6 protein-coding genes are annotated in these 14,336 nt (G+C 72.1%); 1 reads left to right on the top strand and 5 read right to left on the bottom strand.

The window, feature by feature from the left end:
- Positions 1–181: 181 nt before the first annotated feature.
- From glgB to ACMATS_RS12200, 4 genes are all read right to left on the bottom strand, one after another.
- Positions 182–2,674, bottom strand: coding sequence for a 1,4-alpha-glucan branching enzyme (glgB, locus tag ACMATS_RS12215; RefSeq protein WP_414167905.1), 2,493 nt, complete (start codon positions 2,672–2,674; stop codon positions 182–184).
- 27 nt (positions 2,675–2,701) lie between these two features.
- Positions 2,702–4,096, bottom strand: a complete 1,395-nt coding sequence (locus tag ACMATS_RS12210; RefSeq protein WP_414170703.1) for a maltokinase N-terminal cap-like domain-containing protein — start codon at positions 4,094–4,096, stop codon at positions 2,702–2,704.
- Between the two features lie 710 nt (positions 4,097–4,806).
- Positions 4,807–6,525, bottom strand: a complete 1,719-nt coding sequence (gene treS / locus ACMATS_RS12205) for a maltose alpha-D-glucosyltransferase (protein ID WP_390776623.1) — start codon at positions 6,523–6,525, stop codon at positions 4,807–4,809.
- Complete coding sequence (locus tag ACMATS_RS12200; RefSeq protein ID WP_414167904.1) at positions 6,522–8,516, bottom strand: alpha-1,4-glucan--maltose-1-phosphate maltosyltransferase; 1,995 nt, start codon at positions 8,514–8,516, stop codon at positions 6,522–6,524. Before ACMATS_RS12200 ends, treS begins: the two co-directional genes overlap by 4 nt.
- 565 nt (positions 8,517–9,081) lie before the next feature.
- Here ACMATS_RS12200 and glgP point away from each other — a divergent pair.
- Complete coding sequence (glgP, locus tag ACMATS_RS12195; RefSeq protein ID WP_414167903.1) at positions 9,082–11,709, top strand: alpha-glucan family phosphorylase; 2,628 nt, start codon at positions 9,082–9,084, stop codon at positions 11,707–11,709.
- A gap of 53 nt (positions 11,710–11,762) precedes the next feature.
- On the opposite strand, the gene ACMATS_RS12190 is transcribed toward glgP, so the two are convergent.
- Positions 11,763–14,042, bottom strand: a complete 2,280-nt coding sequence (locus ACMATS_RS12190) for a M4 family metallopeptidase (protein ID WP_414167902.1) — start codon at positions 14,040–14,042, stop codon at positions 11,763–11,765.
- Between the last annotated feature and the right edge of the window lie 294 nt (positions 14,043–14,336).

Here is a 14,336-nt window from a genome sequence, read left to right as displayed (position 1 = left end):
CCCCTTCATCGGGTTGCGGCCGTGGCCGGTGGCCGCGCCGGAGGGAGCCCAGAAGCGGGGCACCCTGGGCCAGGTGCCCCGATGACGGGACCTCGTGAAGGGGGGCGCTCTCGAAGCGCTGACGGCGACTTTACACCCAGCAGACCATGTCAATCTGCCTATGGCCAAAGGAAGTTCAGGGTCACCCCGGCCGCAACCACACCGTCCCCAACGGCGGCAACACCAACACCACGCTCACCGACCGCCCATGGCTCTGCACCCCCTCCGTCTTGACCGGGTCCGGGGTGACGACCCCGCTCCCCCCGTACCGGACCGCGTCCGTGTTGAGGATCTCCTCCCACGCCGTGTGCCCGTCCGGCACCCCCAGCCGGTAGCCGTGCCGGACGACCGGGGAGAAGTTGCAGACCGCCAGCAGTGGTGAGCGCTCGGCGTCGTAGCGCAGGAAGGCGAGGACGTTGTCCTCGGCCGCATCGCCGTCGACCCACTCGAAGCCGTCCGGCACGGTGTCCCGTTGCCACAGCGCGGGTGTGGCGGCGTACCGCCCGTTGAGGTCGCGCACCAGGTCCCGTACGCCTCGGTGGTCCGCCTCGGCCGCGTACGAGGGGTCCAGCAGCCACCAGTCCGGGCCGTGGCTCTCCGACCACTCCGCACCCTGGGCGAACTCCTGGCCCATGAAGAGCAGTTGTTTGCCGGGGTGAGCCCACATGAAGGCCAGGAACGCGCGGTGGTCGGCGCGCTGCTGCCACCAGTCGCCCGGCATCTTGGACACCAGCGAGCGCTTGCCGTGCACCACCTCGTCGTGCGAGATGGGCAGCACGTAGTTCTCGCTGTACGCGTACACCATCGCGAAGGTCATCTCGCCGTGGTGGTACTTGCGGTGCACCGGCTCCTTGGCCATGTACTGCAGGGAGTCGTGCATCCAGCCCATGTTCCACTTCAGGCCGAAGCCCAGCCCGCCGAAGCCGCCGGGGCCCGTGTGGTGGGTGGCGCGGGTGACGCCGTCCCAGGCGGTGGACTCCTCGGCGACGGTGACGACGCCGGGGCAGCGGCGGTAGACCGTCGCGTTCATCTCCTGGAGAAAGGCGACCGCGTCGAGGTTCTCCCGGCCGCCGTGGACGTTCGGGGTCCACTGGCCCGGCCCGCGGGAGTAGTCGAGGTAGAGCATCGAGGCGACGGCGTCCACGCGCAGGCCGTCGACGTGGAACTCCTCGCACCAGTAGACCGCGTTCGCCACCAGGAAGTTGCGGACCTCCTTGCGCCCGTAGTCGAACTCCAGCGTCCCCCAGTCGGGATGGGCCGCCCGCACCGGATCCTGGGGCTCGTACAGCGGGCGGCCGTCGAAGGCGGCCAGTGCCCAGTCGTCCTTGGGGAAGTGCGCGGGCACCCAGTCGACGAGCACCCCGATGCCCGCCCGGTGCAGGGCGTCCACCAGGTACTTGAAGTCGTCGGGCGTGCCCAGCCGGGCGGTCGGGGCGTAGAAGCCGGTGACCTGGTAGCCCCACGAGCCGCCGAAGGGGTGCTCGGCCACCGGCAGCAGCTCCACGTGCGTGAAACCGAGGTCCTTGACGTACGCGGGGAGCTGTTCGGCCAGCTGCCGGTAGCCGAGGCCGGGGCGCCAGGACGGCAGGTGCACCTCGTAGACGGAGAACGGGGCCTCGTGGACGGGCCGTTCGCCGCGGCGCTCCATCCAGGCGCCGTCCTGCCAGCGGTGGTGGGAGACGTGCACGACGGACGCGGTGGCGGGCGGGGCCTCGGTGCGCCGGGCCATGGGGTCGGCGCGCAGTGTGTGCGAGCCGTCGGGGCGGACGATCTGGAACTTGTAGAGTGCGCCCTCCCCGACGCCGGGCAGGAACAGTTCCCACACGCCGGTCGCGCCGAGCGAGCGCATGGGATGCCCGGTGGCGTCCCAGAAGTTGAAGTCGCCCGCCACGCGCACGCCCTGTGCATTGGGCGCCCACACCGTGAACCGCGTGCCGCTCACGCCCTCGTGCACCATCGGGAGCGCGCCGAGCGCCCGCCACAGCTCCTCGTGCCGGCCCTCGCCGATCAGGTGCAGGTCGAGCTCGCCGAGGGCGGGCAGGAAGCGGTACGGGTCGTGGAGTTCGGTGTCGTCGGCCTCGTCGTAGACGACCAGGAGCCGGTAGTCGGGGACCTCGCTGAGCGGCAGGACGCCGGAGAACAGCCCGTCCCCGTCGTCGAACAGCTCCGCCCGGAGTCCTTTGGCGGTGACCGCCACCGCGTGCGCGCAGGGGCGCAGGGCGCGGAAGAGGACGCCGCCGGGCACGTGGTGGGCGCCCAGCAGGGCGTGCGGGTCGTGATGCGCGCCGTGCAGCAGGCGGGCGCGGTCGGCGTCGGGCAGGGGGTCGGCGGGCCGGGTGCCGCCGGGGGTCGCCCCCGGGCGGGGGGCAACCGGGCGGCGGACGACGGGAGTTGTGGGGGCCCGGCGCGGGGGAGGGGGCGGGGCCGGTACCGGAGCCGGTGCCGCCGGCTCCGGGTGCGCCGGGGGTCCGTCGGGACCCGGGTCCGGACCGGGAACGGGAGCCGGACCCGGATCCGGCTCCGCCGCCCGCGAGGGCCTCGGTACGGCGCCGGACCGGGCCGGCAGGAACGTCGCCGGGACGGGGACCCCGGCGGAGTCGCAGGGGACGGGGCCGGACGGGGGTCGTGCGGTCACGGGGTGGTCCTCCCAGGGGGTGCGCGGTCAGACGGGGTTCGGGCCCGGGGCGCGGCGGCCGGACGGCGCCCCGGCGAGGCGGTGGATCGCGGACATCGGGACGGACAGCCAGTCCGGGCGGTGCCGGGCCTCGTACAGCACCTCGTAGACGGCCTTGTCGGTCTCGTGGGCCCGCAGCAGCCGGGGGTCCTCGCGGGGGTCGTGGTGGACGGCGGCGTAGCCCTCGCAGAAGGCGTCGCGGGCGCGCTGCGCCCAGTCGGTGCCGGTCGCGTGGCCGACGGCCGCCGCGTAGTCGAAGGAGCGCAGCATGCCCGCGACGTCCCGGGCGACCGGCTGCGGCCGGCGCCGCTCGGCCAGCGGTCGGGCGGGTTCGCCCTCGAAGTCGATGAGCGACCAGCGGCCGTCCGCCGCGGTGCGCAGCGCCTGGCCGAGGTGCAGGTCGCCGTGGATGCGCTGGGCGTGCCAGGTGCGTCCGGCCCGGCCGAGCGCGGCGAGTTCCTCGTAGGCGGCGCGCAGGGCGTTCCGGTACGGGCGCAGCGCGGGCACGGCGTCGGCGGCGGCGTCCAGGCGCCGGGTCATGGCGGAGGCGAGGCGTTCGAGCTGCGGGCGGCGCAGCACGACGGTGGGCAGGGCCTCGGCCAGGGCCAGGTGCACCTCGGCCGTGGCGTGGCCGAGGGCGCGCGCGGAGGCGGTGAAGTCGGCGCGCACGGCCAGGGCGCCGAGGGCCAGTTGCCAGCCGTCGGCGGAGCCGGGGAGGTAGGGCTGGAGCACGCCCAGGGTCATCGGCTCGGCGCCGGACCGGCCGGGCGGTTCGGCCTCGAACCAGGCGACGGGCGCGGGGACGCGCGAGCAGCCGGTGTTCGCGAGTGCACGGGGGAGTTCGAGGTCGGGGTTGGTGCCGGGGCCGACCCGGCGGAAGAGCTTGAGGATATACGTTTCGCCGTACACGGCCGAGGAGTTGGACTGTTCGGCGCCCAGCAGGCGGGGGGTGAGACCGGACGGGATGTCCGCGTCCGCTTCGCGGCTGAAACGGAGCGGGCCGAGCCGGCCGGGCATCCGGAGCCGTTCCAGCAGGAGCGCGGCGAGCCGGGGGTCGGCGAGCCCCTCGTAGAGGGTGCAGCCGTGCAGGGGCCCGTCGGCCGGACGCCCGATGAGGGCGGGGGCCAGCTGCGGGGGCAGCACGTCCTGGACGCCGAGCAGCAGTTGGTAGCAGTCCTCGGTGCCGCGGCCCTGGCCGGGGGCCGCGGGCTGCCGGGCCCGGACGAGCAGGTGCAGCAGCCCCGGGGCCGTCCCGCCGCGGGTCCGGGGCAGCAGTTCGGTGGCGGACACCAGGGCGAACCCGGTGATGGGCCGCCCCTTCCCCGCGAACCACCGCTGCCGCGGCAGCCATTCCCGCAGGAGCGGGGCCAGCGAGACGACCAGCCCGGGCCCCGCGGCGCCGGGCTGCCCGGCCGTCTCGCGGGAGCCGTCCGCCGGAGCGGCAGCCCGCGGCGACCACGGTGCCGGCTGCGGGGCTTCTTCTGCCGCCGCGGTGGATGCGGTGGTCCCGGCGTCCGTATGGGGCTGCCCCTCGGGGCAGTTGCCATCCTCCCGGGTGGGCCCGGCGGGCTGTGCCGCACCGGGAACCGGTGGCGGCACCGCCGGGCCACCGGGGTCCGCCCCCGGCCGACTGCACTCCGCGGATCCGGTCTGCTGGGGTGCAGCGGGCGTCGGCGGATGCCCGCCCGGTGCTGCCGTGTCTCCCCGGGGCACGCCTGCCGCGGCGCCCGGTTGCGGGTTCTCGGGGGGTGCCGCGCCTTCCCGAGGCGCGCGTGACGGGCTGCGCGGTCCCGCGGGGACCTCGGCAGGGGCTGCCACTCCCCGAGGGCCCCCCGCCAGGGGCCTGGGTGCGTCCGACATGACGTCGCGTCCTTTCCCCGGGCACACGACAGATTGGGCAAAGTGTCCCGGATTGCGGCTTTGTCCAGTGCGCGGTGCGGGACGTGTCGGGCGAGGATCGTCCGTACGGTCAGCGACTACGGCCCGTGTGTGCGGATGCGATCTCTTCGGCCCGGCCCGTGCGTAGTAGTAGGGGTTCCCAGGGTCGGAGCGGGAAAACGCCTGTGCGCGGTCGGGCCGCGCACAGGGGTGGTTCAGTGGCCGACGACCGCGGCCGGGGTGTTGCGGCGCAGACGGAACCAGTAGAAGCCGTGGCCTGCGAGGGTCAGCAGGTACGGCAGTTCGCCGATGGCGGGGAAGCGGACGCCGCCGATCAGCTCGACCGGGTGCCGGGTGTTGAACGCCCGCAGGTCCAGCTCGGTCGGCTGTGCGAAGCGGGAGAAATTGTTCACGCACAGGACCAGGTCGTCACCGTGCTCGCGCAGGAAGGCCAGCACCGCCGGGTTGCTCGACTGCAGCTCCGTGTAGGAGCCGAGGCCGAACGCCGGGTTCTGCTTGCGGATCTCGATCATCCGGCGCGTCCAGTGCAGCAGCGAGGACGGGGAGGACATGGCCGCCTCCACGTTCGTCACCTGGTAGCCGTAGACCGGGTCCATGATCGTCGGCAGGTAGAGCCGGCCCGGGTCGCACGAGGAGAAGCCCGCGTTGCGGTCCGGCGTCCACTGCATCGGCGTGCGCACCGCGTCCCGGTCGCCGAGCCAGATGTTGTCGCCCATGCCGATCTCGTCGCCGTAGTACAGGATCGGCGACCCCGGCAGGGACAGCAGCAGTGCGGTGAACAGCTCGATCTGGTTGCGGTCGTTGTCGAGCAGCGGGGCCAGTCGGCGGCGGATGCCGATATTGGCCCGCATCCGCGGATCCTTGGCGTACTCCGCCCACATGTAGTCGCGCTCTTCGTCCGTGACCATTTCGAGCGTGAGCTCGTCGTGGTTGCGCAGGAAGATGCCCCACTGGCAGCCGGACGGGATCGCCGGGGTCTTGGCCAGGATTTCGGAGACGGGGTAGCGCGACTCCCGCCGCACCGCCATGAAGATGCGCGGCATCACGGGGAAGTGGAACGCCATGTGGCATTCGTCGCCGCCGTTCTCGAAGGAGCCGAAGTAGTCGACGACGTCCTCGGGCCACTGGTTGGCCTCCGCCAGCAGCACCGTGTCCGGGTAGTGCGCGTCGATCTCCGCCCGTACGCGCTTGAGGAATTGGTGCGACTGCGGAAGGTTCTCGCAGTTGGTGCCTTCCTGGGCGAACAGATACGGCACGGCGTCCAGCCGGAAGCCGTCGATGCCGAGGTCCAGCCAGAACCGCAGGGCGGCCAGGATCTCCTCCTGCACGGCCGGGTTCTCGTAGTTGAGGTCCGGCTGGTGGGAGAAGAAGCGGTGCCAGTAGTACTGCTTGCGCACCGGGTCGAAGGTCCAGTTCGACGTCTCGGTGTCGACGAAGATGATGCGCGCGTCCGGGTACTGCTTGTCGTCGTCGGCCCACATGTAGTAGTCGCCGTAGGGGCCCTCGGGATCGGAGCGCGACTGCTGGAACCAGTCGTGCTGATCGCTCGTATGGTTCATGACAAAGTCGATGATGACGCGCATCCCGCGCTGGTGCGCCGCGTCCACGAACTCCACGAAATCGGCCAGGTCGCCGAACTCCGGGAGCACCGACGTGTAGTCGGAGACGTCGTAGCCGCCGTCCCGCAGCGGCGACTGGAAGAACGGCGGCAGCCAGAGGCAGTCGACGCCCAGCCACTGCAGGTAGTCCAGTTTGGCGGTGATTCCCTTGAGGTCGCCGATGCCGTCACCGTCGCTGTCCTGGAACGAGCGTACGAGCACCTCGTAGAAGACGGCGCGCTTGAACCAGTCGGGATCCCGGTCCTTCGCGGGGGTGTCCTCGAACGTGTCCTGGACGGGCTCATTGACGATCATGGTGTGGGTGACCCTCCGATCGGTGAGGACGGTCGCAGCGAGAACACGTGCGCAGGCGCCATTGCACGGCCCGGCTCGAGGCGCACATAGTTGTCCCTGCCCCAGTGATAGGTCTCTCCGGTGAGCTCGTCGCGCACCGGCGCGGACTCGCCCCATTCGAGGCCGAGTTCCGGCATGTTCAACGAGACCGTCGCCTCCTGGGTGTGGTGGGGGTCGAGGTTGACGACCGCCAGGACGCACGAGCTGCCGGAGCGCTTGGAATAGGCGATCACGGCATCGTTGTCGGTGCCGTGGAAGCGTAGATTGCGTAGCCCGCGCAGGGCCGGGTGACGGCGCCTCAGCCGGTTGAGGGCGGTGAGCAGCGGGGCGAGGCTGCGCCCTTCGCGCTCGGCCTTCTCCCAGTCGCGCGGCCGCAGTTGGTACTTCTCGGAGTCGAGGTACTCCTCGCTGCCCTCGCGCACCGGCGTGTTCTCGCACAGCTCGAATCCCGCGTAGACGCCCCAGGACGGGCTCAGCGTCGCCGCCAGCACCGCGCGTGCCGCGAAAGCGGGCCGGCCGCCGCCCTGGAGATGGGCGTGCAGGATGTCGGGGGTGTTCACGAACAGGTTCGGGCGCATGAATGCGGCCGATTCACCGGAGAGTTCGGTCAGGTACTCCGTGATCTCGTGCTTGGTGTTGCGCCAGGTGAAGTAGGTGTACGACTGCTGGAAGCCGATCGCGCCCAGGGTGCGCATCATCGCGGGCCGGGTGAACGCCTCGGCGAGAAAGACGACATCGGGATCCGTGCGCCCGATCTCCGCGATCACGCGCTCCCAGAACGCCACGGGTTTCGTGTGCGGATTGTCGACGCGGAAGATGCGGATCCCGCGCTCCATCCAGAAGCGCAGGACGCGCAGGGTCTCCCGGGTCAGCCCCTCCGGGTCCGCGTCGAAGGCCAGGGGGTAGATGTCCTGGTATTTCTTCGGCGGATTCTCGGCATAGGCGATGGAGCCGTCGGCCCGGTGGTGGAACCATTCCGGGTGCTTGCCCACCCAGGGGTGGTCGGGCGAGCACTGCAGCGCGAAGTCGAGCGCCACCTCCATGCGCAGCTCGCGCGCCCGGGACACGAAATGCGCGAAGTCCTCGAAGGTGCCCAGGTCCGGGTGCAGCGCGTCGTGCCCGCCCTCCGGGGAGCCGATGGCCCAGGGGCTTCCGACGTCCCAAGGGCCCGCGGTGAGCGCATTGTTGGGGCCCTTGCGGAACGAGGTGCCGATGGGGTGGACCGGGGGGAGGTAGACGACGTCGAAGCCCATCGCGGCGATTGCCGGCAGCCGTTCGGCGGCCGTGCGGAACGTGCCGCTGCGGGGCCGGCTGCCCTCCGCCACCACTGCGCCCTCCGAGCGCGGGAACATCTCGTACCACGCGCCGAACAGCGCCCGCTCGCGCTCCACCAGCACCGGAACGGGCCTGCTGACGGTGACCAGTTCGCGCAGCGGCCACGCGGCCAGCGCGGCCGTGACCCCGGGGGCCAGGGCGGCGGTGAGCCGGTCGGCGGGGCGCCGGCCGCGGTCGCGCAGGGCGTCCACCGCGCTCAGCACCGCCTCGCGGCCGCTCTTCTTCGGCACTCCGGCGGCGGCCCGTTCGTGCAGCCGGGCGCCCTCCTCCAGCACCAGGTCCGTGTCGATCCCGGCCGGGATCTTGATCTGCGCGTGGTGCCGCCAGGTCGCCACCGGGTCGCTCCAGGCCTCCACCGCGTACGTCCAGCGGCCCTCGCCGTCGGGGGTGACCTCCGCGCCCCACCGGTCGCTGCCCGGGCCCAGCTCCCGCATCGGCGTCCACGGCCCGCTGCGGCCCTGGGCGTCCCGCAGCACCACGTTCGCCCCCACCGCGTCGTGCCCCTCGCGGAACACCGTGGCGGTCACCTCGAAGGTCTCTCCCACCACGGCCTTGACCGGTCGCCGGCCGCAGTCGACGAGCGGCGCGAGGTCGAGGACGGGAATACGGCCGATCATGGGATCACCTGGGAATTCGACGCCGGTGGAAGGGGAATGGGCGGATCCGGACGCTGTTCTTTCTAGCCGTTTCGCCGGCCGTCGGCGGAGTGCGGGCATGAGTGCTCCTGTCCGCGTTCACTCGGGTGGGCGGAGACAACGCGCTGACGTAGCTGGAGTAAAGGCGACGGACGGCCGCCCGTGGATACGGATGAGCTTTCCCACCGGCCCCCGCCCTGCATGCCGGGTCCGTATGAACTACTCGTGCGTAGTTCGCGTGGCACCGTGTGGGGAGGGTGGCCGGACCCCCGTCACCCGTACGGAGTCTGCTCGCTGGGCCGACCGTGTGCAATGTGACGAAAGGAGGCTTCCGGCAGCCAAATGAGGGAACGCTCCCCGGCTTCACCTTCGAAGGCCGTAGCGCCCGTTGGCCTTAGACCCTGGTGATGTACGCGCGGCGTATTTTTGCCTAGTACTTTCTTACTGGACGCAAACCCCCCGCACGGACTCGGGTGCGGTCAGGCGGACGAGGGTACTTGGCGGCTTGGGCCCTGCCGCCGGGCGGTGCGGCGCTACCGTCGGGGGAGTGAAGGCCATTCGTCGATTCAGCGTGCGCCCCGTCCTTCCGGAGCCCCTACGACCGCTCAGCGAACTGGCGCGCAATCTGCGCTGGTCCTGGCATGCCGAGACGCGCGAACTCTTCCAGTCCGCCGACCCCGAGGGCTGGCGTGCGGCGGGCGGAGATCCGCTGCGCCTGCTCGGCGCCCTCTCCGCCGACCGCCTCGCGGCCCTCTCCGGGGACCGCCGCTTCCGGCGGCGCCTCGCGGCCGCCGCCGACGACCTGCAGGACTACGTCACCGGCCGCCGCTGGTACCAGGAACAGCCGGCGGGACTGCCCGCCGCCGTCGCCTACTTCTCTCCCGAGTTCGGCATCACCGCCGCCCTCCCGCAGTACAGCGGCGGGCTCGGCATCCTGGCCGGCGACCACCTGAAGGCCGCCAGCGACCTGGGAGTTCCCCTCATCGGCGTCGGACTGCTCTACCGGCACGGCTACTTCCGGCAGTCCCTCTCCCGCGAGGGCTGGCAGCAGGAGCACTACCCCCTGCTCGATCCCAACGAGCTCCCGCTGGCCGTGCTCCGCGAGCCCGACGGCACCCCCAGCAGGGTCACCCTCACCCTGCCCGGCGGCCGGCGCCTGCTCGCCCACATCTGGCAGGCGCAGGTCGGCCGGGTGCCGCTGCTGCTGCTCGACTCGGACGTCGAGGAGAACGCCCCCGGCGAGCGCGACGTCACCGACCGGCTCTACGGCGGCGGCAGCGAGCACCGGCTGCTGCAGGAGATGCTGCTGGGCATCGGCGGCGTGCGGGCGGTCCGGGCGTACTGTCGGCTCACCGGCCACCCGGCCCCCGAGGTCTTCCACACCAACGAGGGCCACGCCGGCTTCCTCGGCCTGGAGCGCATCCGCGAACTCACCAGTCAGGGCGTGGAGTTCGACGCCGCGCTCGAAAGCGTGCGGGCCGGTGCCGTCTTCACCACGCACACCCCCGTGCCCGCCGGCATCGACCGCTTCGACCGCGAACTGGTCGGCCGCCACTTCGGCGACGACGGCGAACTGCCCGGCATCGACGCCGGACGCATCCTCGCCCTCGGCCTGGAGACCTACCCCGGCGGCGAGTCCAACCTCTTCAACATGGCCGTCATGGGCCTACGCCTGGCGCAGCGCGCCAACGGCGTCTCCACCCTGCACGGCCAGGTGAGCCGCGAGATGTTCGCCGGGCTCTGGCCGGGCTTCGACGCCGAGGAGGTGCCGATCACCTCCGTCACCAACGGCGTCCACGCGCCCACCTGGGTCGCCCCCGAGGTCTTCCGGCTGGGCGCCCGCCGCGTCGGCATCGGCCGCGCCGAGGAGGCGTTGAGCGTCGGCGGCGTCGAACGCTGGGACTCCGTCGCCGAGATCTCCGACGACGACATCTGGCAGCTGCGGCGCACCCTGCGCGAGCAGCTGGTGGAGGAGGTGCGCGAGCGGCTGCGCGCCTCCTGGCGCGAGCGCGGCGCGGGCACCGCCGAACTCGGCTGGATCGACGGCGTGCTGGACCCCGACGTCCTCACCATCGGCTTCGCCCGGCGGGTGCCGTCCTACAAGCGCCTCACCCTCATGCTCCGCGACCGCGACCGGCTGATGGAGCTGCTGCTGCACCCCGAGCGCCCCGTGCAGATCGTCGTCGCGGGCAAGGCCCACCCCGCCGACGACAGCGGCAAGCGGCTGGTCCAGGAGCTCGTCCGGTTCGCCGACGACCCGCGGGTGCGCCACCGCATCGTCTTCCTCCCGGACTACGGCATGGCCATGGCGCAGAAGCTCTACCCCGGCTGCGACGTGTGGCTCAACAACCCGCTGCGCCCGCTGGAGGCCTGCGGCACCTCCGGGATGAAGGCCGCGCTCAACGGCTGTCTCAACCTGTCCGTCCTGGACGGCTGGTGGGACGAGTGGTTCGACCCGGACTTCGGCTGGGCCATCCCCACCGCGGACGGCTCCGGCACGGACGAGGACCGCCGCGACGACCTGGAGGCGGCCGCGCTGTACGAGCTGCTGGCGCAGCAGGTGACGCCGTGCTTCTACGACCGGGGTCCGGGCGGGCTGCCGGTCCGCTGGATCGAGATGGTCCGCCGGACCCTGGCGACCCTCGGCCCGAAGGTGCTGGCCGGGCGCATGGTGCGCGAGTACGTGGAGGAGCTCTACGGTCCGGCCGCCGAGGCCCAGCGGGCGCTGAACCCGTCCGCCGCCGCCGAGTTGTCCGCCTGGAAGGCGCGGGTCCGCGCCGGGTGGTCCGGGGTGGCCGTCGACCACGTGGAGGCGGTGACGGACTCCCCGCTGAACGGCACGGCCGAGCTGGGGGCGACGGTGTCCCTGCGGGTGAGCGTCCGGCTGGGGGAGCTGGAGCCGTCCGACGTGGAGGTGCAGGCCGTTGCGGGCCGGGTGGACCCGGCGGACCGGCTGACCGCTCCGGCCACGTTCCCGCTGAAGCCGACGGGGGCGGCGGGCCTGGACGGGCGCCGTCTCTACGAAGGCCCGCTGACCTTCGACCGCACCGGCCCGTTCGGCTACACGGTGCGCATCCTGCCGGCGCACCGGCTGCTCGCCGGCGGGGCGGAGATGGGCTTGGTGGCGGTCCCGGCCGAGGCCTCCGGCGAGGACGGCGGGGTGCTCATGAGGTGACCTTCGGCGGTGCCGCCTGAGCGGGTTGCCCTCGCCCAGGCGGCGCTGCCGGCTCACCCGAAGGTCAGCCGCCAGCTGTTGACGGTGCCGGTGTCGGCTGCGTACATGTCCTGCACCTGCAGCTTCCAGGTGCCCTTCGCCGGTACAGCGGAAGCGTCCACCGTGTACGTCTGCTTGACGTCCGCCGCGGAGTCCCACGGGTCCGAGTTCTTCAGCCGCCACGTCTTGCCGTTCGGTGCGACGAGGTCGATCTGCAGGTCGCCCCGGTACGTGTGCGTGATGTTGACGGTCGCCTTGAGCGCCTTCGGGCCGTTGCCGGTGCGCGTCACCGTGATCGGCGAGGTGACGGCCGGGCCCGCGTCCGGGATGGCGACCGGTGTGGTGTTCTCGAAGACCGTGCCGCCGCCGTCCGCGGTGTTCACCGTCCAGGTGAAGGAGACCGTGCCGGTCTTGCCGGACGCGTCCTTCACGGTCACGGTCACCGCGCTGTTGCCGACGGTGGTCGGCGTCCCCGTGATCAGACCGGTCGACGCGTTGATCGACAGGCCGGCCGGCAGCCCGGTCGCCGTGTAGGACAGCGAACCGGCCGTGGAACTGCTCGCCTTGATCTGCAGCGAGACCGCCGTGTTCACGACGCTGGTCTGGTCGCCGGGGCTGGTGACCGAGACGCCGTTGGAGAGCCGGCCGCCGACGTTGATGCCGGCCCACGCGTTGCCCACGTTGTTGTACGTGTCGCTGCCGACGCCGAAGAGCTGGCCCGCCGCCCACAGCGTGGCGTCGCGTGCGGCCGCGTAGTCGGTGGTGGACGTCATGCGCTCGGTGAGCGCCTTGTACCAGACCTTGGCGACGTTCTCCCGGCCGATCGGGGTGACCGGCAGGCCGTCGGAGGTCGGGCTGTCGTAGTGGGTGCCGTTGATGTCCTTCGGGCCGCTGCCCTCGGAGGCCAGGTAGAACCAGTGGTTGGCCGGGCCGGAGGAATAGTGCACGTCGATGTTGCCGAGGCCGGAGTACCAGCTGTCCTTGGAACTGCCGTCCTTGCTCGGCTGGTCCATGTAGCGCAGCGGGGTGCCGTTGCCGTTGATGTCGATCTTCTTGCCGATCATGTAGTCGCCCGGATCGGCGGGGTTGGCGGCCCACCACTTGACGGCGATGGCCATCATGTCCGAGGTGGCCTCGTTGAGGCCGCCGGACTCTCCGCTGTAGGTGAGGTTGGCGGTGGCGGCGGTGACGCCGTGCGTCATCTCGTGCGCGGCCACGTCGATGGCGGTGAGCGGGTGCGTGTCGCCGGAGCCGTCGCCGTAGGTCATGCAGAAGCAGCCGTCGTCCCAGAAGGCGTTGACGTAGCTGTTGCCGTAGTGGACCCGGCTGTAGGCGCCCACGCCGTCGCCGCGGATGCCGCTGCGGCCGTGCACGTTCTTGTAGTAGTCCCAGGTCAGTTGGGCGCCGTAGTGCGCGTCGGCACCGGCCGTGGCGGGGTCGTTGACGGTGCCGTCGCCCCAGACGTCGCTGGAGCTTGTGAACAGCGTGCCGGTGCCGCTCGACCCGTGGCCCAGGTTGTAGGTCTTGTGGCCGCCGCGCGAGGCGTCGTTGAGCTGGTACTGGCCGCCCGACTGCGAGGTGCCCAGGGTGACCTGGCCGCTGTACTGGGTGTTGCCGGTGCCGGTCTTGACGCCCTGGTACTCGAAGAGCTTCTTGCCGGTGCGCGCGTCCGTGATGACGTGCAGCTGGTTGGGGGTGCCGTCCTCCTGGAGGCCGCCGACGACGGTCTCGTAGGCGAGGACCGGGGTGCCGTGCCCCGCCCAGATCACCTTGCGCGGGGCCCGGTCGGCCCGGGTGGCCTTCGAGCCCTGCGCCGCCGCGGACCTGACCGCGTCCTGCTCGGCGGCGGAGGCGGCGAAGGAGGGTGTGGTCGTCGCCACGGCCATGCGGGCCTTGTTGGCCTTGGCGACGGTGGTGACCTTCCCGCCGGACGTCGCGTCCACGACGAGGTCGCCGCCGAGGACGGGCAGGCCGTCGTAGGTGCGCTCGTAGCGGGTGTGCAGCGTGCCGTCGGTGTCCCGGGCGACGTCCTTGACGACCAGCTGTTCCCCGGCGCCGAGGCCGAGGGTACGGGCGGTCCGCGCCCGGGTCGCGGTGGCGTTGCGTATCAGCTCCGCGCGCTGGGAGGGCGACAGCCGGGCCGGGACGGCGCCGGCGTCGGCCTTGGCGGCCTTCTGGCCGCCGGGCTCCGGGCGGGCGGTGGCGGAACCGGTCTGTACTCCGACGGCGAGCATCGCCGTCACGGCTACCAGGGCGCCGGTGGCGACGGCGCGCCGATGGGGGGTGGATCTCACTCTGATCTCCTTCAGCCGATGGGCATGGAGAGAGGTTCGATCGGCCGCGGGCCGGAGTGGGGATGTGGGGGTGGCCCGCGCCAGTTGAGGTGAGAGTGCCACCGCAACCAAGGAAGTGTCAGGGGCGGGTCAAGAAGTTGGCCGGAAAATGTTCGTTGGCCGAGGGGCGCCGTCCGCATAACGGGAAGCGCCCCGAAGGGGCGCGGGGCTGTGCCGATATGCGGCTCCGCCGCGTGGGCGCGACCATGGTGCCCCGTAAGGGGCGCGGGGAACTGCGCGACAAGCCCCCACCGG

The sequence above is a fragment of the Streptoverticillium reticulum genome (genome assembly GCF_047456005.1).
Lineage (GTDB): Bacteria > Actinomycetota > Actinomycetes > Streptomycetales > Streptomycetaceae > Streptomyces > Streptomyces reticulum.
The sequence above is the reverse complement of the archived record's forward strand: the minus strand, read 5'-3'. Positions and strand labels throughout refer to the sequence as shown.

Bases quoted from the DNA above. Each gene is read 5' to 3' on its own strand.
- treS (WP_390776623.1), bottom strand. From the start codon at position 6,525: ATGATCGTCAATGAGCCCGTCCAGGACACGTTCGAGGACACCCCCGCG.
- ACMATS_RS12200 (WP_414167904.1), bottom strand. From the start codon at position 8,516: ATGATCGGCCGTATTCCCGTCCTCGACCTCGCGCCGCTCGTCGACTGC.